General features: G+C 75.4%; 17 protein-coding genes. 9 read left to right on the forward strand and 8 right to left on the reverse strand.

What is annotated here, in order from left to right; translation table 11 throughout:
* The first annotated feature begins 32 nt into the window (after positions 1-32).
* Entirely contained in the window at positions 33-1,061 is a 1,029-nt protein-coding gene (locus R3E88_15680) for a hypothetical protein (GenBank protein MEZ4217926.1), read from the forward strand.
* Between the two features lie 43 nt (positions 1,062-1,104).
* Here the strand turns inward: R3E88_15680 and R3E88_15685 are convergent, their stop codons facing one another.
* The gene (locus R3E88_15685) at positions 1,105-2,829 is read right to left on the reverse strand and encodes an FAD-dependent monooxygenase (GenBank protein MEZ4217927.1); all 1,725 of its coding nucleotides are present in this window, start codon (positions 2,827-2,829) and stop codon (positions 1,105-1,107) included.
* 40 nt (positions 2,830-2,869) lie between these two features.
* Positions 2,870-3,820, reverse strand: a complete 951-nt coding sequence (locus tag R3E88_15690) for a TIGR03564 family F420-dependent LLM class oxidoreductase (GenBank protein ID MEZ4217928.1) — start codon at positions 3,818-3,820, stop codon at positions 2,870-2,872.
* Positions 3,821-3,925: 105 nt separating this feature from the next.
* On the opposite strand from R3E88_15690, the gene R3E88_15695 reads away from it, so the two are divergent.
* The gene (locus R3E88_15695) at positions 3,926-4,996 is read left to right on the forward strand and encodes a phosphotransferase (GenBank protein ID MEZ4217929.1); all 1,071 of its coding nucleotides are present in this window, start codon (positions 3,926-3,928) and stop codon (positions 4,994-4,996) included.
* Here the strand turns inward: R3E88_15695 and R3E88_15700 are convergent.
* From R3E88_15700 to R3E88_15710, 3 genes are all read right to left on the reverse strand, one after another.
* Complete coding sequence (locus tag R3E88_15700) at positions 4,983-6,239, reverse strand: MFS transporter (GenBank protein MEZ4217930.1); 1,257 nt, start codon at positions 6,237-6,239, stop codon at positions 4,983-4,985. The two genes, R3E88_15695 and R3E88_15700, sit on opposite strands and share 14 nt — an antisense overlap.
* Positions 6,240-6,242: 3 nt before the next feature.
* Complete coding sequence (locus R3E88_15705) at positions 6,243-7,802, reverse strand: GNAT family N-acetyltransferase (GenBank protein ID MEZ4217931.1); 1,560 nt, start codon at positions 7,800-7,802, stop codon at positions 6,243-6,245.
* 105 nt (positions 7,803-7,907) lie between these two features.
* Positions 7,908-9,467: a carboxylesterase family protein gene (locus R3E88_15710; GenBank protein MEZ4217932.1), complete on the reverse strand. Its 1,560-nt coding sequence runs from the start codon at positions 9,465-9,467 to the stop codon at positions 7,908-7,910.
* Positions 9,468-9,517: 50 nt separating this feature from the next.
* Here R3E88_15710 and R3E88_15715 point away from each other — a divergent pair, with 50 nt between their 5' ends.
* The 3 genes from R3E88_15715 to R3E88_15725 are packed head-to-tail and all read left to right on the forward strand — an operon-like array spanning position 9,518 to position 12,409.
* Positions 9,518-10,072, forward strand: coding sequence for a hypothetical protein (locus R3E88_15715; protein MEZ4217933.1), 555 nt, complete (start codon positions 9,518-9,520; stop codon positions 10,070-10,072).
* The gene (locus tag R3E88_15720) at positions 10,069-11,571 is read left to right on the forward strand and encodes an amidohydrolase family protein (protein ID MEZ4217934.1); all 1,503 of its coding nucleotides are present in this window, start codon (positions 10,069-10,071) and stop codon (positions 11,569-11,571) included. Before R3E88_15715 ends, R3E88_15720 begins: the two co-directional genes overlap by 4 nt.
* A gap of 1 nt (position 11,572) precedes the next feature.
* Positions 11,573-12,409, forward strand: coding sequence for an SDR family NAD(P)-dependent oxidoreductase (locus R3E88_15725; protein MEZ4217935.1), 837 nt, complete (start codon positions 11,573-11,575; stop codon positions 12,407-12,409).
* A 57-nt stretch (positions 12,410-12,466) separates the two neighbouring features.
* On the opposite strand, the gene R3E88_15730 is transcribed toward R3E88_15725, so the two are convergent.
* Complete coding sequence (locus tag R3E88_15730; protein ID MEZ4217936.1) at positions 12,467-12,976, reverse strand: hypothetical protein; 510 nt, start codon at positions 12,974-12,976, stop codon at positions 12,467-12,469.
* A gap of 343 nt (positions 12,977-13,319) precedes the next feature.
* Between R3E88_15730 and R3E88_15735 the strand changes: the two genes are divergently transcribed.
* From R3E88_15735 to R3E88_15745, 3 genes are all read left to right on the forward strand, one after another.
* On the forward strand, positions 13,320-13,946 hold the full coding sequence (locus R3E88_15735; GenBank protein MEZ4217937.1) for a response regulator transcription factor: 627 nt from the start codon (positions 13,320-13,322) through the stop codon (positions 13,944-13,946).
* A gap of 22 nt (positions 13,947-13,968) precedes the next feature.
* The gene (locus R3E88_15740; GenBank protein MEZ4217938.1) at positions 13,969-15,354 is read left to right on the forward strand and encodes a hypothetical protein; all 1,386 of its coding nucleotides are present in this window, start codon (positions 13,969-13,971) and stop codon (positions 15,352-15,354) included.
* Positions 15,355-15,450: 96 nt separating this feature from the next.
* The gene (locus tag R3E88_15745) at positions 15,451-16,821 is read left to right on the forward strand and encodes a hybrid sensor histidine kinase/response regulator (GenBank protein MEZ4217939.1); all 1,371 of its coding nucleotides are present in this window, start codon (positions 15,451-15,453) and stop codon (positions 16,819-16,821) included.
* A gap of 36 nt (positions 16,822-16,857) precedes the next feature.
* Here the strand turns inward: R3E88_15745 and R3E88_15750 are convergent, their stop codons facing one another.
* Positions 16,858-17,310 (reverse strand): hemerythrin domain-containing protein, encoded by a 453-nt coding sequence (locus tag R3E88_15750; GenBank protein ID MEZ4217940.1) that lies wholly within the window; start codon positions 17,308-17,310, stop codon positions 16,858-16,860.
* 252 nt (positions 17,311-17,562) lie between these two features.
* Between R3E88_15750 and R3E88_15755 the strand changes: the two genes are divergently transcribed.
* On the forward strand, positions 17,563-19,128 hold the full coding sequence (locus R3E88_15755) for an AAA family ATPase (protein ID MEZ4217941.1): 1,566 nt from the start codon (positions 17,563-17,565) through the stop codon (positions 19,126-19,128).
* On the opposite strand, the gene R3E88_15760 is transcribed toward R3E88_15755, so the two are convergent.
* Positions 19,125-19,985 (reverse strand): TauD/TfdA family dioxygenase, encoded by an 861-nt coding sequence (locus R3E88_15760; protein ID MEZ4217942.1) that lies wholly within the window; start codon positions 19,983-19,985, stop codon positions 19,125-19,127. The genes R3E88_15755 and R3E88_15760 overlap by 4 nt on opposite strands.
* Between the last annotated feature and the right edge of the window lie 212 nt (positions 19,986-20,197).

Below are 20,197 nucleotides of genomic sequence, written 5' to 3' on the forward strand. Positions count from 1 at the left end.
ATGGGGTCGCGGACGGGGAACGGGGAGCGAGGATGTCGAGGATCTCGAAGCGTCGCGTCACGATCGTGCTTGCGCTGTGGGGGGTGGTCGTCGCGGGGGGCGCGTCGGCCGCCGACGGCTGCGACGACTGGACGTTCCTTCCGGACTTCAACTGCGCCGAGCGGAGCCCGCGGCCGAGCAACGCGTTCGGCCCGATGGGCATGCCCTACCTGTTCGAGGATCCGCACATCACGTCGGGCCTGAACTTCGTGTACGTCCGGCACGAGCTGCCGGAGAACGGCGCGTTCCTCGGCGGAACGGTGAACGTCGCCGCACTCCAGATCCGGCTCGCGCTCACCGACCGGATCGCGTTCATCGCCACCAAGGACGGCGTCACGATCTTCCGGCCGGACAATCCGATCGTGCAGGACGACACGGGCTTCATGGACATGACGGTCGGTCTCAAGGCGTCGCTCGTCGACATGCCCGAGCACGACTTCATCCTGTCCGGCGCGCTCCGCTACGAGATCCCGCTCGGCAACGACGAGATCTTCCAGGGCTACGGCGACGGTGTGATCATCCCGTCGGCGACCTTCCGCTGGGGCCTCGGTGCGCTCGGGCTCGAGAACGCCAACGTCGTCGCCGGCCTCGGCGGCCAGGTTCCCATCGACGGCAAGGCGAACAGCCAGTCGATGTTCTGGAACTTCCACATCGACTACGGCTTCGAGGTGACGAACTCCGCCGTGAAGTACGTGGTGCCGTTCCTCGAGGTCAACGGGCTCCACTACACGAAGGGCGGCGACGGCACGAACCCGATCCATCTGTCGAAGGCGGCGGGCGGCGGGACGCTGACGCTCGCGACGGCGCAGGCCGCGCTCGCCACCGGGCCGTTCGAGGGCGCCGACGTGGCGAACCTCGGATCGCCCAACATCGCCGGTCACGACCTCGTGACCTTCGGCGGTGGCATCCGGCTGCCCACGAAGTGGGGCGTGTCCTTCGGCGTGATGTACGAAGCCGCCGTCTCGGAGCGCGACGACATCTACGATCGCCGGCTCACCGCGATGGCGACCTGGGAGCTCTAGCCGGGCTCCACGAAACGCAGAACGGGTTCGAAGCGAGCAGCAGCTACCCCTGGCTCGACGAAAGCGGCGCAGGCGATCGGAGCATCGCCTGCGCCGCACGCGCTCCGTCGATCGCCGCGCTCATGATGCCGCCCGCGTGGCCCGCGCCCTCACCGGCCGGGAACAGGTTCGCGAAGCCCTCGGCGCGGAAGGTGCGCGCGTCGCGCGGCAGGCGGACGGGCCCCGAGCTGCGCGACTCGACGCCCACGAACATTCCCGCGTCGCTCGCGAAGCCCGGGATCTCGCGGTCGAAGCGGCCGAGCGCGCGCCGCAGCGCGTCGGCGATCCAGCCGGGCAGCAGCGCGTCGATGCGCGCCGGCACCGCGCCGAGCTTGTAGCTCGTCGCGCGCAGCGCGCGGCTCGCGCGGCCGGCGAGGAAGTCGTCGACGCGCTGTGCGGGCGCGGCGAACCCGCCGCCGCCCGCCTCGTAGAAGCGCGCCTCGAGCTCCTCCTGGAACGCGACGCCCGCGAACGCGTCGTCGCCCGCGAGCCGCCGCGGGTCCACCGTCACCACGATGCCCGCGTTCGCGAAGGGCGACGAGTGGCGCGAGTTGCTCATGCCGTTCGTGCACAGGAGGCCCGGCTCGGAGACGGCGGCGACGATCTGTCCGCCCGGGCACATGCAGAAGCTGTGGACGCCCGGCGCGGCGCCGTCGGCGCGCCGGACGAGCGCATAGTAGGCGGGGCCGAGCGCGTCCGACACCGCCGTGCGCGGCCCGTAGCGCCCTCGGTCGACGAGCTCCTGGGGGTGCTCGACGCGCACGCCGAGCTGGAAGGGCTTCGCGACCGCGACGACGCCGTCGCGCACGAGCGCGCGCAGCGTGTCGCGCGCGCTGTGCCCGACGGCGAGCACGACGGCGTCGGCCTCGACGTCGCCGTGCGTCGTGCGCACGGCCGTCACGCGTCGATCCGCGTCGCCGGCCGCCGTGCGCAGCCCCTCGACGCGCACGCCGAAGCGGAACGCGACGCCGAGCGCCTCGAGCCGCGCGCGCAGCCGCGGCAGCACGCGGTGCAGCACGTCCGTGCCGATGTGCGCGCGCGCGTCGAACGCGATCGCCTCGGGCGCGCCGCACTCGACGAGCGCGCGCACGATCGGCTCCTCGAGCGCGTGCTGCGTGCGCGTATAGAGCTTCCCGTCGGAGTAGGTCCCCGCACCGCCCTCGCCGAACAGCAGGTTCGCCTCGCGGTCGATCTCGTGCGTGCGCACGAAGCGCGCCACCGCGCGACCGCGCTCGCGCAGCGCCGGCCCCCGCTCGAGCACGTCGACGCGCACGCCGTGGAGTGCGAGCACGTGTGCGGCGAAGACGCCGGCCGGCCCGCTCCCGACGACCACGGCGCGCCGCCCGCGCCAGCCGGGCTGCGCGTCGGCGACCTCGAGCCGCGCGGGCGGAGGGAGCTCGCGCGCGCGGTTCGCGGACACGGCGCGCGCGATCGCCGCGCGCGACGCCGAGCGGGCGACGGCGACGTCCGCGTGGACGACGAAGCGCAGCGCGTGCGCGCCGCCGCGCCGCCGCGCGTCGAGCGCCTTGCGCGCGACCCGCAGGTGCTCGACCTCGTGCGCGGCGATTCCGAGCGCCGCGGCGGCGCGCGCGCGGAGCGCGCTCTCCGGCTCGTCCGTGCCGAGCTCGAGCGCGAGCACGCGCAGGCGCGCGTCCGCATCCGCGTGCGCGCTCGCGGTGCGGTCGCGGTCGCCGGCGCGGTCGCGGAGTGCGTCGTCGTCGGGGGCCACGGCGCGCGGAGCATATCCCGCCCCGCGTCGCCGCCGCGCTTCAGCGGGCGAGGGCGGCGAGCGCCTCGGCCGTGCGCTCCCACGTCGCGCCCGCGTCGGAGAGGGGTGCGGCGAGGAGATCGGTCATTCCCGCGTCCGCGTAGCGCGCGAGCGCGCCGGCGACGGCGCGCTCGTCGCCGACGATGCACGCGTCCGCGATGTCGTCGGTGCCGCCGAGCTCGACCATCCGCCGGTAGCGCGGGAGCTGCATGTACGTCGCGAAGTGCGCGCGCGCGGCGTCGCGCGCGCGCGCGGCGTCGTTCGTCACGAGCACCGGGACGACGCCCGCGATGCGCGGCTCGGGCCGGCCCGCGTCCTGCGCGGCGCGGCGGAGCTCGGGCGCGATCGCGCGCTCGATCGCGCGCGGCGGGCTCCACGTCGCGATCGTGCCGTCGGCGAGCGCGCCGGCCGCGCGCAGCATGAGCGGGCCGAGCGCGCCGACGAGCACGCTCCCGAGCGGGCTCGCGCCGGGCGTCCCGTAGATCGAGCCGACGCGGAAGAGCTCGCCCTCGAACTGCACGAGGCCCGCGTGCTCGCGCTCGCCGGCCGGCGCGGCGCCCGCGCGCAGCGCCGCGTCGAGCACACCGAGGTATTCGCGCACGTGCTGCGCCGGGCGCTCGTAGGCGAGCCCGTGCATCGCGATCACGGCCTCGTTCGAGCAGCCGATGCCGAGCTCGATCGGGCGCCCGATCGCGGCCTGCACGGTCGCGGCCTGGCGCGCGAGCGCGAGCGGGTGGAACAGGTAGGTCGGGATCACGGCCGTGCCGAGCGCGATCGCGCGCGTCGCGTCGCCCGCGGCCTGGATCGAGGCGAGCGCGTCGAGCGACCAAGGCAGGTAGGGCACCCACGCGCTCGCGAAGCCGAGCGCCTCGGCGCGCTGCGCGCGCGCGCGCACCTCGGCGACGTCCGACCCGCCGCCCCACGTCTCGGAGACGAAGATCCCGATGCGCACGCGCCTTCCTCCTGCCGCCGCACGCACCGGCTCGGGTGCGCGCTCCCGCCTTGCCCGGGCCGCGGCGCGCATGGTATCGACGGCGGCGCGCGAGAGGGGGAGCGAATGCCGGGTGTGCCCGCGACCGCCGAGGACGTCGATGCGCGCTGGCTCGAGGCCGCACTCGCCGCGCGCCACCCGGGCGTGCGCGTCGCGGGCGTCGAGCTCGTCGAGGCGCACGAGGCGACGAACGCGCACGCGCGTCTTCGCGTCGCGTACGAGGCGGACGCTGGATGCCCGGCGACGCTCTTCTGCAAGCTCCTGCCGACGCGGGAGCCGACGCGCGCCGCGATCGCCGCGACCGGCATGGGCCTGCGCGAGGCGCTCTTCTACGAGCGGCTCGCGCACCGGCTCGCGCTCCGCACGCCGGCCGTGCACGCGGCGCTCTGCGACGAGGCGACGGGCGCCTTCGCGCTCCTGCTCGAGGACCTGCGCGCGACGGGCTGCACGATCTCGACCGGGCCGGAAGGCGTCGCGCCCGACGCGGCCGCGCGTGCGCTCGAGGAGCTCGCGCAGATGCACGCTCGCTATGCGAGCGCCGAGCGGCGCCGCGCCGAGGCCGGGTTCGTGCGCGCGCCCGACCCGCCGAGCGACTACGGCGTGACGCGTCTGCGCTACGGGCTCGACCACCACCGCGAGCGGCTCGCTCCCGCCTTCGCCGAGCTCGCCGAGCTCTACGTCGCGCGGCGCGACGCCGTGCACGCGGCCTGGGAGGACGGGCCGCGCACCGTCGTGCACGGCGACACGCACGTCGGGAACCTCTTCGACGACGCCGGCCGCACGGGCTTCCTCGACTGGGGCATCGTGCACGTGGGCACGCCGCTGCGCGAGGTCTCCTACTTCCTGACGATGGCGATGGCGGTGGACGACCGCCGCGCGCACGAGCGCGACCTGTGGCGCGTGTGGCTCGACGCCTTTGCGGCGAACGGCGGCGAGCCGATCGCGTTCGACGACGCGTGGCGCGCGCACCGCCTCCACGCCGCCTACACCGTGCCCGCGAGCTGTCAGGTCGTGACGTTCCCCGACGACGCCTCGCCGGCGCGCCGCGTGTTCGCCGACGCCTTCCTCGCGCGCGCCGAGGCCGCCGTCGAGGATCTCGAGGCGCGCGCCGCGCTGCGCGACCTCAAGGGGGTGTGAACGCGTCGCGCGGCGGGCCGAGGCGCCGGACGAGGGCGACGAGCGGGAGTGCGGCGAGCGAGAGGGCGGCCATCGCGCCGAGCGCGAGCGGGTAGTCGAAGCGCGCCGCGAGCGCGCCGACCGTCCACGCCGACCACACGCTGCACAGGTTGATGCCGCCCATGTACGCGCTGAACTGCGTGCCGCCGAGGCGCGGGTCGGTGATCTCCATGAAGAGCGCGTAGGCGCTCGCGGTGTAGATCCCGAACAGCAGGTACACGAAGCCGAGCGTCGGGAGCAGCAGCGCGCGCGGCACGCCCGCGCCCTGCGTCGCCGCGGCGGCGAGGGCCGCGACGCCGAGCGCGAGCACGCCGATCGCCGCGGCGAGCGCGTGCGCGCGATCGCGCGGGCCGTCCGACAGGCGGCCTCCGACGAGCGCGCCGATCGCCATGCACAGCACGCCCGGGCCCGCGAAGAAGGCGCCGACGTCGGTCTTGTCGAGGCCGCGGTCGATCAGCAGCGGGCCGGCGACCGTGCCCGCCGCCTCCATCGCGGCGCCCGCGACGACGGCGATCGCGAGGCCGAGCCACGTCACGGGACGCCGCAGCACCTCGAGGAGCCCGCGCGCGAAGCGACCGAAGCGCTCGCGCGCGCTCCCGCCGACCGCGCTCGGCGCTTCGCGCGCGAGCCACACGAACGCGCTCGACGCCCACACCACCGCGACGAGCGCGAGCACGACCTCGCGCGCGCCGACCACCGCCTCGGCGGCGAGCGCGAGGCCGCCGAACGCGGCGCGCCCGGCGAGCATGCCGAGCTGCATCCAGGCCGTGGTCGCGCCGCGCTCGCGGGCCGGCGTCGAGGCGACGGCGAGCGCGTCGATCGCGACGTCCTGCGTGGCCGCCGCGAACGCGTGCGCGAGCAGCGCGACGAGCAGCAGGTCGTAGCCGGCGACGGGGTCGAGGCCGGCGATCGGGAGCAGCGTCGCACCCATCGCGAGCTGCGCGCCCGAGATCCACGCGCGCAGCCCCGCGCGCCGCGGTCGCAGCGCGTCGACGAGCGGCGCCCACAGGAACTTGAAGGCCCACGGCAGCGTGAGCAGCGCGGACAGCTTCGTGACGTCGTCGATCGCGACGCCGGCGTCGCGCAGCCGCGTCGGCAGCGCCCACCACACGTAGCCGATCGGCGCGCCCTCGGTGAAGTAGAGCAGCGCGAAGAACGCGCGACGGCCGAGCGTGCTGGCGAGCGGGTCGGGGCGCCGCGGCACGCGCTAGACCGAGCGTCCCGTCCCGTCGTCGGCCGTCCAGTGGACGGAGTAGAGATCCTTGCGGCGGTCGGTCCAGGGGCGGACCGTGCCGTTCGCGCGGTTGCGCTGGAGCAGCTCGACGTCGACGTCGTGCACGAGCACCGTCTCGATGTTGGGCGTGCTCTCGGCGGCGATCGCGTCGCGCGCGAAGCCGACGTCGGACGGCGTGAAGATGCCGCACTGCGAGTAGTGGATGTCCGCGTTCTCGACCGAGGGCAGGTTGCCCGCGCAGCCCGCGATGGCCACGTAGCACTGGTTCTCGATCGCGCGCGCCTGCGCACAGCTTCGCACGCGCAGGTAGCCGAGCCGGTCGTTGGTGTTGAACGGGACGAACAGCACGTTCGCACCCTGGGCGACCGCGATGCGCGCGAGCTCCGGGAACTCGATGTCGTAGCAGACGAGCACCGCGATCTTCCCGCGATCGGTGTCCATCACGTTCACGCGGTCGCCGCCGCGCACGCCCCACCAGCGCGCCTCGTTCGGCGTCACGTGGATCTTGTACTGCCGGTCGATCGTGCCGTCGCGGCGGAACAGGAACGAGACGTTGAAGAGCCCGTCCTCCTCCTCGACGAACTGCGAGCCGCCGATCACGTTCACGTTGTACTTCATCGCGAGGTCGGACATGAGCTCGAGGTACTGCGGCGTGAACGCGGCGAGCTTGCGCGCCGCGAAGCCCGGCTGTCGCTCGTCGAGGAACGAGAGGAGCTGGGTGGTGAAGAGCTCGGGCAGGAGGACGAAGTCGGCGAGGTAGTCGCCCGCGGTGTCGACGTAGTAGCGGCACTGCGTCGCGAACTCCTCGAACGAGTCGATGCGCCGCATGAAGTACTGCACGAGCCCGATGCGCTGGTTCCAGACCGAGCGCAGGTGGCGGCCCGGGTTCGGGCGGTAGTCGAGGTTGCGCCACTCGAGGTAGGTCGCGTAGCCGCGCGACTCGACGTCGCTCGGCAGGTAGTCGGGAATCAGCCCCTGGAGCGCGAAGCCGTTCGCGAGCTGCGCGGTGAGGACCGGGTCGTACAGGCTGCGCTCGATCACGCGCTCGACGTACTCGCGCGCGGTCATGTCGTCGGCGTGGTCGCCGTAGCCCGGGATGCGGCCGCCGATGATGATGCGCCGCAGGTTGTGCTCGCGCGCCACCTGCTTGCGCGCCTCGTAGAGGCGCCGCGAGAGCCGGTATCCGCGGAACTCGGGGTCGACCATGATCTCGATGCCGTACAGCGTGTCGCCGTCCGGATCGTGGTTGCGGATGAAGCCCGAGTCGGCGATCTCGCGCCAGCTGTGCCACGCATCGTAGTCGCCGAAGTCGACGATCAGGCTGCTCGACGACGCGACGACCTCGCCGTCGAACTCGATGCAGATCTGGCCTTCGGGGAAGGTCGCGAGCTGGCTCTCGACCTGCGCGCGCTCCCACGTCTGCGCGCCGGGAAAGCACTTCTCCTCGAGCGCGACGAGGGCGTCGAAGTCCTCGAGGCGGATCTTCCGCACGACGAGCTTCGACTGGAAATCGTCGAGATCGAGGTCCTTCACGCGGCGCTCCCTTCTCGCGCGACGTCGCGGGGAGAGTGGGCTCTCGCGGTCGCGCGCGATGCGACCATAGCGCGCGAGTGATTCCGGGTGCGGAAGCGCGGTGCTTCACGCGGCGTCGAGCAGCGCCTCGATCGCGAGCCGTTCCTCCTCGGCCGGTGCGCGCACGACGCGCCAGGGGTCGCCGATCTCCATCGTCGCGCGCTCGCGCGCGTCGTAGCGCGGCCAGTCGCCGAGGCCCGGCGCATCGCACGCGGGCGCGCCCCCGTGCGCGAAGCGCCCCCACGCGTCGATCATCGCGTCGGACACGGCGCGCGCGGACGGCGCGTCGCCGACGAGCGCGGGCGCCGCGTCGAGCGTGCCGAAGACGAACGGACAGTCGAGCGCGTGGCACGCGCCGAGGGCGCCGTCCTGCAGCGGCGAGGCCCACGTGAAGCGGTACGCGTAGGCCGCGTGGCCGCGCGCGGCGTGCAGCGCGGCGATGCGCGCGGCCGGCGTGCGCATCGCGAGATCGGCCTGGATCGCGTAGACGAGGTCGAGCCCGTCCGTGCTCTCGCCGCGCGCCGCGCGCCCGGCGCGGAACACGTCGACGAGCCGCTGCGCGCGCGCGCGGTCGCCGCACGCGCGGCCGGGCAGCTGGCCGGCGAGCGCGTTCGCGACGGCGTCCGCCGGGATGTCGATGCGGGGCGCGCCGTACTTGTAGAGCTGGAGCTCGTCGCGCGTCGTCCCGACGACGAGCGGAACGGGTGCGAGGCGCCCCGCGTGCGCAGCCTCGAGCGGGGACTCGGGGAGCACGTCGCCGTCGACGACGGGCGCGAAGAACATGCCCGTTCGCCAGAGCCGCTCGGTCGCGACCTCCTCCTGCGCGTCGAGCAGCGCATCGGCCGGCGCGTGCGCAAGCGCGCGCGCGTCGACGCCCAGCACGTCGAGCAGGCGCGCCGTGCGCTCGCGAGCCTCCTGCGGCAGGAGGAAGCCGTCCGGAGCGCCGCTCTGTGCGATCGCGCCCGCGAACAGGCCGCGCGCGCGCGGCATCGCGAGCAGGGCGTGGATGCTCCCCGCGCCCGCCGACTCGCCGACGACGGTCACGCGCGAGGCGTCGCCGCCGAACGCGCCGACGTGCGCGCGCACCCACTCGAGCGCCGCGACCTGGTCGAGCAGGCCGAGGTTCGCGCAGCGCGGCGCGCCGGGCGGCCCGCTCGCATCGAGGTAGGCGAAGCCGAGCGCGCCGACCCGGTAGTTGCACGTCACGACCACGGCGTTCGCGCGCGCCGCGAGCCGCAGGCCGTCGTACGTCGCGGCCGCGCCCGTGCCGGTCTGATAGGCGCCGCCGTGCAGCCAGAAGAGGACGGGCCGCGGCCCGTCGGCGTCCTGCGGCGCATCGACGTTCAGCGTGAGGCAATCCTCGGAGGTCGCGACGAGCGGCGTCATGCCGAGCAGCTCGGTGAGCGGCGTCGCACGCTGCGGCGGCGCCGCGCCGTAGCGCGTCGCGTCGAACGGGGCGGCGCCGCGTGCGGCAGGCGGCGGCGCGGGCGGCGCGAAGCGGAGCGCGCCGACGGGCGGCGCGGCGTACGGAATCCCGCGGAAGCGATGCACGACGCGCTCGCCGAACGTCGCGCGGATGCCGCGGAAGCTCCCCTGCGCCGTCGTCGCGACGGGCTCCGTGCTCATGCGCACGATCCTACCCGAGTGGCCGGCGCGCGGGTGTAGACTCGCGCGCCGTGTCGCACGTGACCCGCTACAGCGTGATGCCGATTCCGCCGGTCGAGGCGCACACGACGTGGTTCGACGCCGGCGCCGTGCGCGTCGGCGTCGAGTACCGGCTGCTCACCGACGCGATCGCGGCCGCCGCGACGCTCGACGCGGCGAGTGGCGACGAGCGCGGCCAGACGGAGGCGCTCGACGACTGCGGGGTGTCGCTGCACGTGGTCGCGACGCAGGACGGCGAGGAGCGCGAGCTCCTGCGCTTCGACTGCTTCCGCGAGGATCCGCACTACCACTACGTGTCGTGGCGCGAGCGCGCGAACGACATGATCCACCTCGACCCGGTCGCCGACGGCGACCCGCTCGCGTGGGCGCTCGAGCGCCTGCGCACGCGCCTCGCGCCCATGCTCGCGCGCGCGGGCGCACCCGAGGTCGCGGCCGCGCTCGACGCGCGCGCGCTCGACGCGGCGCTGCCGCGCATCGCCGAGTGCGCCTATCGCGCGCGCTTCGCCGAGCGCGACGCGCGCGCGTTCGAGGCCGAGGCGCTCGCGCGCGCCGGAGGCGCGCGGTGAGCGTCGGCGCCGGCGAGACGCGCGCCGCGCGGCTGCGCACCGAGCTCGGACACCCCGTGATCGACGCCGACGGGCACGTGATCGAGACGCCTCCCGTCTTCATGCCGTTCTTCGAGGACTACGTCCGCGACATCGCGGGCGGCGACATGGTGAAGCGCTTCCGCGCCGTCGGCGGGATGGACTTCGACGACATGGTGCTGCGGCCGTGGAGCGGCCTCTCGTGGAAGGAGCGCCGCGCCGCCTGGGCGACGCGCCCGTCGTGGTGGTCGCTGCCCGCCGCGAACTCGCTCGACCGCGCGACGAGCCACCTCCCGAAGCTCCTCTACGAGCGGCTCGACGACTTCGGCATCGACTTCGCCGTGCTCTACGGGAGCCGCACGCTCACGACGACCGCGATCCGCGACGCCGAGGTGAGGCAGGTCGCGTGCCGCGCGCTGAACGCGTTCAACGCGGACGCCTACGCGCCGTACGCGAGCCGCATGACGCCGGCCGCGCAGATCCCGACGCACACGCCGGAGGAGGCGATCGCCGAGCTCGAGCACGCCGTGGGCGGGCTCGGGATGAAGGCGATCATGATCAACGGGCTCGTGCACCGGCCGATCGGCGGCGAGGCGGCCGCGCACGACCCGCGTCTGCCGAACTGGGGCTCGGGGAGCGGCGAGCGCATCGATGCGCTCGGCATCGACGCCGAGTACGACTACGACCCGTTCTGGCGTCGCTGCGTCGAGCTGCGCGTCGCGCCCGCGTCGCACACGCCGGGCATGGGCTGGGGAAGTCGCCGCTCGGTGTCGAGCTACATGGCGAACCACCTCGGCTCGTTCGCCGCGAGTGCCGAGGCGGTGTGCCGCTCGCTCTTCATGGGCGGCGTGACGCATCGCTTCCCCGAGCTCGCGTTCGGGCTGCTCGAGGGCGGCGTCGGATGGGCGTGCATCCTGTTCGCCGACATCGTCTCGCACTGGGAGAAGCGCAACAAGGAGGCCATCCACCACCTCGACCCGAAGCGCATGGACGTCGACGCCATCGTGCGGCTCTTCGACGAGTACGCGGATGCGCACTTCCACGCGGGCGTGCCCGGGCTCGCCGAGAGCCTCGCGAAGCTCGAGCCCGAGCCGCCCTTCCTCGACGAGTGGGAGGCCTGCGGCATCGAGCGGCGCGAGGATCTCGCCGCGCGCTTCGTGCCGCACTTCTACTTCGGCTGCGAGGCGGACGACCCGACCGTCGCCTGGGCGTTCCGCGCGGCCTCGAACCCGATGGGCGCGCGGCTGCGCGCGATGTTCAGCTCGGACATGGGGCACTGGGACGTCCCCGACATGAGCGAGATCCTCTGCGAGGCCTTCGAGCTCGTCGAGCACGGGCACCTCGGGCCCGACGACTTCCGGGACTTCGTGTTCGCGAACCCCGTGCGCTTCTACACGCGCGTGAACCCCGACTTCTTCCGCGGCACGCGCGTCGAGGCCGAGGCTGCGCGCGTCGTCGCCGCGGAGCGGGCGCCGGCCTAGCATGCAGCCCCTCTCCGGAAGGGTCGCCGTCGTCACCGGCGCGAGCCGCGGCATCGGCAAGGGCTGTGCGATCGAGCTCGGCGCCGCGGGCGCGACGGTCTACGTCACCGGCCGCAGCGTGCGCGAGGGCGATGCGCCGCTCCCGGGCACCGTCGGCGCGACGGCGGCCGCGGTCGACGAGGCGGGAGGGCGCGGCATCGCCGTCGCGTGCGACCACCGCGACGACGCGCAGACCGAGGCGCTCTTCGAGCGCGTCGAGCGCGAGCAGGGCCGCCTCGACGTGCTCGTGAACAGCGCCTACGTCGTGCCGCGCGAGCTCACCGCGGGACGGCCGTTCTGGGAGACGCCGCTCTCGAACTGGGACGACATGGTCGGCGTCGGCACGCGCGGCGCCTACGTCGCGACGCACTGTGCGGCGCGGCGCATGGTGCGCGCGCGCGACGGCCTCGTCGCGAACGTCTCGAGCTCGGGCGCCGCCGAGTACGCCTGGCACGTCGCCTACGGCGTCGGGAAGTGCGCGCTCGATCGCCTGACGGCGGACGCCGCGCACGAGCTCCGCGCGCACGGCGTCGCCGTCGTCTCGCTCTGGCCCGGGCTCGTGATGACCGAGCGCATGGAGGGCGCGGCGAAGCGGCTCCCCACGCTCGACTTCACGACGGCCGAGTCGCAGCGCTTCACCGGCCGCGCGATCGTCGCGCTCGCTGCCGACCCCGGTCGCCTGCGCTGGAGCGGACGGGCGGTCGCCTCGCGCGAGCTCGCCGACGTCTACGGCTTCACCGACGTCGACGGCCGCCTGCCCGCGGGCCCGCTGCACGACCGCCCGGGCGGCGCGCACTAGCGCGCACCCGCGCGCGGTTCTGACGAAGCACCCGCGCGCTGCGCCGCGAAGCCGGCCTCACTCGTCGGGCGTCGTCTCGGATCCTTCGCTCCCGCTCGCCGCCGGCTCGCCGCGCACGGTCACCTTCGCGCGCAGTCCGACGTGCACGACGACGGCTCCGGCCACGCAGCGCACGGCGCTCGCGCTCTCGTACTCGACGCCGCGCGTGATCGAGACGACGTCGACGAGCGCGTCGCCGCCGGCGGCGCGCGCCTTCTCCTGCAGGATGCGGAGCGCGTCGAGGAAGGCGGCCTCGCAGGCGGTCGCGTCCGAGCGCAGCGCGCCGCTCGAGGTGCGCTCGACCTCGAGCGTCGAGAGCGTGCGCGCGACGGGCGGGTGCGGCTCGCCCTTCAAGAAGAAGGGGACGTCGAGCAGGAAGTCGCGCGCGCGTTCGGTCGCGGCGACCTCGCGCGCGTTCACGAAGCGCTCCGTCTCGCGCGCGCGGGCGGGTGCGGCGGCGACGACGAAGGCCAGACCTGCGAGCAGGACGAGCGGGAAGAGCGGAGCGACGCGGCGGAGCGGCGACATGGGTGCGGGCACCTCGGCGGCGCCGCGACGAGCGCGCGAGCCGGAGCCCGGGCGCGCGAGCGCGGCGCGAGGGTGGGGGAGGGCGCGCCGAGTCTAGCGGCGCGCGGCGCATCCTCGGCCGCCGCGCCGCCGCGCGCGCTCGGCGCGTGTCCTCGCTGCGGGGCGACCCGGGCCGTTCGGCCCGTCGGCGCCCGCCCGCGGCGGGCGTAGGCTCCGCGCGTCGTGAGCACGCAACGCGCCGCTCGGCGGGAGCGCTCGCGCGACGCCTCCGCCGTCTGCGCGGCGGCGTGGCGCGCCCGTTCCGGATCTTCGATGCTCCCCCGGTTCCACCGCCGGGGCCAGCGTGAAGATCCTCTCGTGCGAAGACCACGATCTCCTGCGCGACGGCCTGCAGCACGTGCTGGCCGACCTGCCCGGGACGCCGGAGCTGCTCGAGGCGAGGAACGCGGCCGAGGCGCGCGCGCTGCTGCGCGAGGCGGGCGACGTCGCGCTCGTGCTGCTCGACCTCGGGCTCCCGGACGTCGATGGTCTCGACCTGCTCGCCGAGCTGCGCGCCGCGCATCCGGCGACCGCCGTCGCCGTCTTCTCCGGCTCCGAGCGCCCGAGCGACGTGCGCGCCGCGCTCGACCGCGGCGCGCAGGGCTACATCCCGAAGTCGGCGAGCCGCTCGGAGCTGCTCGCCGCGCTCTCGAAGATCCTCGATGGCGAGGTGTTCGTGCCGAGCGGCCTGCGCGCGGCGGCGGAGGCGCTCGCGTCGACGCACCTCACGCCGCGGCAGCGCGACGTGGCGGAGCTGCTCGTGCGCGGCCTGACGAACCGCGAGATCGGCGAGCAGCTCGGCATCCATCTCGGCACCGTGAAGAAGAACGTCGAGGCGATCCTCGTCGCGCTCGACGTCACGAACCGCACCGAGGCGGTGCTCGTGCTGGTCGAGCGCGGGATCGTGGCGCCGCCGCGCGCGGGAAGCTAGGCCGGCGCCGGCGGCCCGCGCGATGAACCGGCTCGACCGCGCGCTGCTCCTCCTGCTCACGCCCGTGTGGCTCGTCGCCTTCGCGCTCTCCGTGCGCTCGCTCGGCCGCGACGAGGTGGTCGCGCCCTTCCGCGCGACGGGCGCGGCGAGCGCTTCGGCCTACCCGCGCGTGTCGCGCATTCCCGAGTGGACGATCGTTCCCGATCGCGCGGCGGAGCGGCTGCGCGCGGGCGATGCGCTCGTCGAGATCGGCGGCGTCGACGCGCGCGGCGCGTCGGCGCCGCGCGCGATCGCGCTCGCGTGGGACGGCATGGATGCGAGCGGCGCGCTCGCGCTCGTCGTCGAGCGCGACGGTGCGCGCCTGCCGCTCGTCGCGCGCATCCCCGGCACGATTCCCAAGTGGCCGGTGCTCGCCGTGTCGCTCGCATTCGCCGCGACCGCGCTCGTCGCGCTGCTGCGATTCCCGCACCTGCGCGTCGCGCGCCTCGGCTTCCCGGCGCTGATGGGGGCCGCGATCTGGACGGGGAGCTACTTCGGGACGACCCCCGCGGAGTGGCTCGCCGCATTCGCGCTGCGGGCGGGCTCGCTGTGCTTCCTGCAGCCCGCGGCCGTGCGCGCGCTGCGGAGCTTCCCCGACGGCGTCGACCGCGTGCCGTGGGCGCGGGGCTGGCCCGCGCTGCTCGGTCTGAACGGCGTGCTGCTCGTCGACGGAACGATGGGAGGCGTGCTGCCGGATGGCGTGGCGAGCCAGGCCGGCCGGGCGTTCGCCGTCGTCGGCGGCGCGCTCTTCGCCGCGATCTGCGCCGTGCGCTACCGCGCGGCGAACCGCACCGACCGGCGGCGCTTCAAGTGGCTCTTCCTCGGCGTGCTCGTCGGCACGGCACCCGGGGCGATGGTGGCGCTGGCGTCGGCCGTGCGGCCCGAGCTCGGGCGCTGGTTCCTGCCGAGCCAGCTCGCGCAGCTCGCGATCCCGCTCGCGCTGTACGTCGGCGTGACGCGCCATCGCCTCTTCGACATCGACCGGCTGCTCGACGCGACGGTCGTCGCCGTCGCGGGGCTCGCGCTGCTCGTCGGCGCGGCGCTCTTCGCGGGCCCGGCTGCCGCGCGCGCGCTCGAGGCGGCGGGGCTCTCGGGCGGCGCGGCGCGCCTCGCGCTCGGCGTGGGCGGCGCCGCGCTCGTCGCGCCGGCCGCGCTCGCCGCGCGCCGCCGGCTCGACGACTGGGTGCTCCGCGATCGCCGCGCGCGCCGCGCGCGCGCACGCGCTGCTCGAGCCGCTCTCGCGCTGCGAGAAGCTGCGCGAGGTCGCCGAGACGGCGGCGGCCGGGCTCGCGGACGTGCTCGGCGCGCGCGGCGCGGCATGTCGCGTCGAGATCGACGGCCGCGTCGCGTGCGAGGTCGCCGTCGGTGAGGCGCCGGCGCTCGCGCCGCCGGCGACCGCAGCGGATGCGTTCCCAGCGACGAGCGCCGCGCGCGCACGCGGTGGCGTCGAGCGCCGCGCGGGGGCGTGCTCGTCGCGCCGCTCGAGGCGACGGCCGACGGCCGCCCCGTGCGCGGCGCGCTCGCGCTCGCGCCGCCGCGCTCGGGCGAGGACTTCGAGGACGAGGACGCCGCGCTCGTCGCCCTCGTCGCCGCGCGCGCGGCGGCCGCCGCGGCGTCGGTCGAGGAGCGCGGCCTGCTCTCGCGCACGCGCGCGCGCAACGTCGCGCTCGGCGAGGAGAAGGCGCGCGCCGAGCGCGAGAGCGCGGAGAAGACGCGGCTGCTCGCGGCCGCGAGCCACGATGCGCGTCAGCCGCTGCAGGCGCTGCGCCTCTTCCTCGGCGCGCTCGAGGCCTCTGCCGCCGAGCCGTCGCAGCGCGAGCTCGCGCGCAAGGCGCAGCTCGCGACGCTCTCGCTGCAGCAGTCGCTCGACGCACTGCTCGACGAGGCGCGGCTCGAGGCGGGCGTGCTCGCGCCGCGCGTCGAGGCGGTCGCGCTCGCGAGCGCGTTCGCCGAGCTCGAGGCGACGTTCGCGCCGCTCGCGCGCGCGAAGGGCCTCGCGCTCGAGGTCGAGCCGAGCGATGCGCTCGTCGAGAGCGACCCGGCGCTCCTGCGCTCGATCCTGCAGAACCTCGCGGCCAACGCGGTCCGCTACACGGACGCGGGGCGCGTGCGCATCGCGGCGCGCGCGGTGGACGACGAGCCCGGCGCCGCGCGCGCGGGCGGCGCGGGCGACCCGCGCGTCGAGATCGAGGTCGCGGACACCGGGCGCGGCATCGACGGTGAGGAGCTGCGCGACGTCTTCGACGCGTGGCAGCGCGGCGAGAGCGCGCGCGGCGATGCGGCGGGTCTCGGCCTCGGGCTCTCGATCGTCGCGCGCCTCGCGGCCGCGCTCGGCCACGACGTCGAGGTCGATTCGTCGCCGGGGGAGGGCACGCGCTTCCGCGTGCGCGTGCCGCGCGCGCGCGGCGCGCCGCTCGCGGACGGGCCCGGGGCGCGCATCGCCGCGAGTGCGAGGGCGGACGCGAGCGAGGGCGCGCGCGCCCTCGTCCTCGTGGTCGACGACGACGCGGCCGCGCGCGAGGCCCTCGCGGCGATGCTCGGCCACTGGTCGTGCGACGTCGCCGCGGCCGCGACCGCGCGCGAGCTGATCGAGGCGCATTCGTCGCGCGCGCCGGCCGTCGCGCTCCTCGACCACGCGCTCGCGCACGGCACCGGCTTCGACGCGCTCGCGGAGCTCGAGGCGGCGTTCGGGCCGCTGCCGGCCGCGCTCGTGACGGCCGACGCCGGGCCGGACGTCGCCGCGCGCGCGGCGGAGCGCGGCCTCCCGCTGCTGCGCAAGCCCGTGCTGCCCGTGCAGCTGCGCGCGGTGCTCGCGAGCCTCCTGGACGGACGTTAGTCGGGGCGCCGCGCGCGCGTGCGCGCGTGCGCGCGCTCAGCCCGCCTCGACGTCGATGCCCACCACGTCGTCGCGCAGCACGTCGGGGCGGAGCGTGACCTCCTCCTCGTCGTCCATGTCGCGCCGCAGCCAGGACGCGATCTCGAGCAGCAGGTCGGCGAGCTCGGCGCGCGGCGCGTCGCGGCGGCGGAGGGCGTCGAGATAGACGCGCATCTGCGCGCGCTGGGCGCGGTGGTCCTCCTCGACGAGGTGCGCGCGCTCGGGGCCCCAGGCGTCGATCGTGCGCAGGAGCGGCACGAGCTGGTCGTCCTCGTGCCGCATGTGCTCCTCGAGCTGGAACAGGAAGTGCTCGCCGGCGCGCCGCAGCTCCTCGCGACCGGTGGCACCGCGATCGAGCGCGGCGTGCGACAGTTCCTCGAGGTCGGCGAGAGCGCGCCGCAGCTGGGCGTGGTCCGAGAGGATGCGTTCGCGGAGCTCGTTCGGCGTCATGTCGGTCCTCCGTGCTCGGTTCGGGCGTCGTCGCGCGTGCGTGTCGCCGCGCCGCAGTGCAGGACGCGTGCCGGCGAGCCGGGCCGTCTCGCGAGCGTAACGCCCGCTCGCGGGGTGCGCGCCGGCGGGGCGTGTCGCGCGGCCACGCTCGCGTGACAGGCTGACGGCCTGCGCGAGCGTGCACGGGCGTCCCCGGTCGGCGGGGGCGATCGCGAAGCAGGGGGTGTGCGGGTGGCGGGCAGTGCGGAGCGGATGATCGAGGCGCTGCGGCGTCCGGAGGCCTACCCGCATCCGGTGCGCGAGCCCGTCGAGGTGCTCGAGACGCACGCGTCGTGGATCGCGCTCGCGGGCGATCGCGCGTACAAGCTCAAGAAGCCCGTCGACCTCGGCTTCCTCGACTTCTCGACGCTCGAGCGCCGCCTGCACTTCTGCCGCGAGGAGCTGCGCTTGAACCGCCGGCTCGCGCCCGCGATGTACGAGGCGGTCGTGCCCGTCCTCGGGCCGCCCGAGCGCGCGCGCATCGGCAAACCGGGCGAACCGGGCGCACCGGGCGAACCGGGCGAGACGGCGGACGCGATCGAGTACGCGGTGCGGATGCGCCGCTTTCCGCAGGACCGGCTGCTGTCCGAGGTCGCGCGCCGCGGCGAGCTCGCGGGCGGGGCGGTCGACGCGCTCGCGGCGCGCGTCGCGCGCTTCCACGCCGAGGTCGAGGTCGCGCCCGCGGGCTCGCGGTTCGGCACGCCCGAAGCGGTGTGGAGCGCCGTCGACGACACGCTCGCCCTGCTGTGCGGGCACCCGCACGCGCCGCGCATGCAGGAGCGGCTCTCGGCGCTGCGCGCGTGGTGCGAGGCCGAGCGCGCGCGGCTCGCGCCGGTGTTCGCGGAGCGGCTCGCGCAGGGCTTCGTGCGCGAGTGCCACGGCGACATGCACCTCGGCAACATGATCCTCGAGGGCGACGAGGTCGTCGTCTTCGACGGCATCGAGTTCGCGCCCGAGCTGCGCTGGATCGACACGGCGAGCGAGATCGCGTTCACGGAGATGGACCTGCTGCGCCGCGACCAGCGCGCGCTCGCGCACCGCTTCGTGAACGCGTGGTGCGAGGCGAGCGGCGACTACGGCGCGCTGCGCGTGCTGCCCTTCTACGCCACGTACCGCGCGCTCGTGCGCGCGAAGGTCGACGAGATCCGGCGCGACCAGAGTGCGCGCGGAGCGGGCGAGGCCGGCGACGCAGGGGCGGTGCGCGAGCTCGAGCGCGACTTCGCGGGCTACGTCGCACTCGCCGAGGCGCTCGCCGCGCCGCGCGCGCCGACGCTCGCCATCACGTACGGGCTCTCGGGGAGCGGCAAGACCACGGGCACGACGCCGCTCGTCGAGGAGCGCGGCGCGGTGCGCGTGCGCTCCGACGTCGAGCGCAAGCGCCTCCACGGGCTCGACGCGCTCGCGCGCACGGGCGCCGCGCCGGGCTCCGGCATCTACGGCGCCGACGCCAGCGCGCGCACCTACGCGCGGCTGCGCGAGCTCGCCGGCGTCGCGCTCGCGGCGGGTCGCGACGCGATCGTCGACGCGACGTTCCTCGCGCGCGCCGAGCGCGCTCCGTTCCGGGCGCTCGCCCGCGAGCTCGGCGTCCCGTTCGAGATCCTCGTGTTCGAAGCGGACGAGGCGGTGCTGCGCGCGCGCGTCGCCGCGCGCGCCGAGCGCGCGGACGACGCCTCCGAGGCGACGGTCGACGTGCTCGAGGCGCAGATCGCGCGCGCCGAGCCACCTCGCGCGGACGAAGCCGATCGCGTCACGCGCGTCGCGCCGGCTCCCCGTCGCTAGGCGCGGTCGAGCCCCATGGTCGCGGCCGACAGACGCCGCGGACGGAAGGCGTCCCAGCGCGGCGTCTCGAAGGCGGGCTGCGGGTCGTCGCCCAGGATCGTCACCCGGCTGATCACGCGCTCGCCCTCGTAGTCGTTGACCGCGCAGTGCTGCGTGCAGCGGTTGTCCCAGATGCCGATCGTCCCGGGGCGCCACGCATAACGACAGGTGAACTCGGCCTTCTCGGCGTGGTCGAAGAGGAGGGCGAGCAGGGCCTCGCTCTCGTCGCGCGACAGCTCGACGATGCGGCGCGTGAACTGGCGGTTCACGAAGAGGGAAGGGCGCCCCGTCTCCGGGTGTCGGCGCACGACGGGGTGGATCGCGTGGTTCTCGGGATGGCCGTAGTTCGACGCGTCGTGCCGCGCGTGCAGCCCCGCGAGCAGCGCGCGGATCGGCGCCGAGAGCGCTTCGTAGGCGAGGTGCTGGTTCGACCACATCGTGTCGCCGCCCGAGGCCGGCATCTCGAGCGCGTTGAGCACGGAGCAGACGGGCGGCGACGCGTCGAAGGTGACGTCCGTGTGCCAGACGTCGGCGATGTAGCCGCCGCCCGCGCGCAGCACGACGATCTCCGGGTGCGCGTCGTCGAGCTTGGGGATGAACGGGTGGATCTCGGGCGGCCCGAAGCGAAGCGCGAACGCGCGGTGCGCGTCGGGCGCGAGGTGCTGCTCGGGGAAGAAGAGCACGAGGTGCTCGCGCAGCAGGTCGCGCAGCTTGGCGAAGCCGTTCTCGTCGAGGTCGCCGAGCGCCACGCCCGTGACCTCGGCGCCGAGCGCGCCGGCGATGGGGCGGACCTGGAAGGGCGGGGTCGAGCGCGTCATGGGGGCTCCTCCTGGAGGCGCGGGCCGGAGTGCGCGGCGCACCGCGGCGTCGCGCGGCGTCCGAGCCTGCCCGCCGCCGCCCGCGAGCGTCAACGGACGACTGCGAACGCGCCGAACGCGCGGTTCGATGCAAGAAATTCCCTTGCGGAGTGGGCGCTTGCATGTTTTAGTAAGTGTTCACTAACCGCTGGCCTCGCCGCCGACACGAGACC

It is taken from the genome of Myxococcota bacterium (assembly GCA_041389495.1).
In the GTDB taxonomy this organism is placed as follows: domain Bacteria; phylum Myxococcota_A; class UBA9160; order UBA9160; family UBA4427; genus JAWKRT01.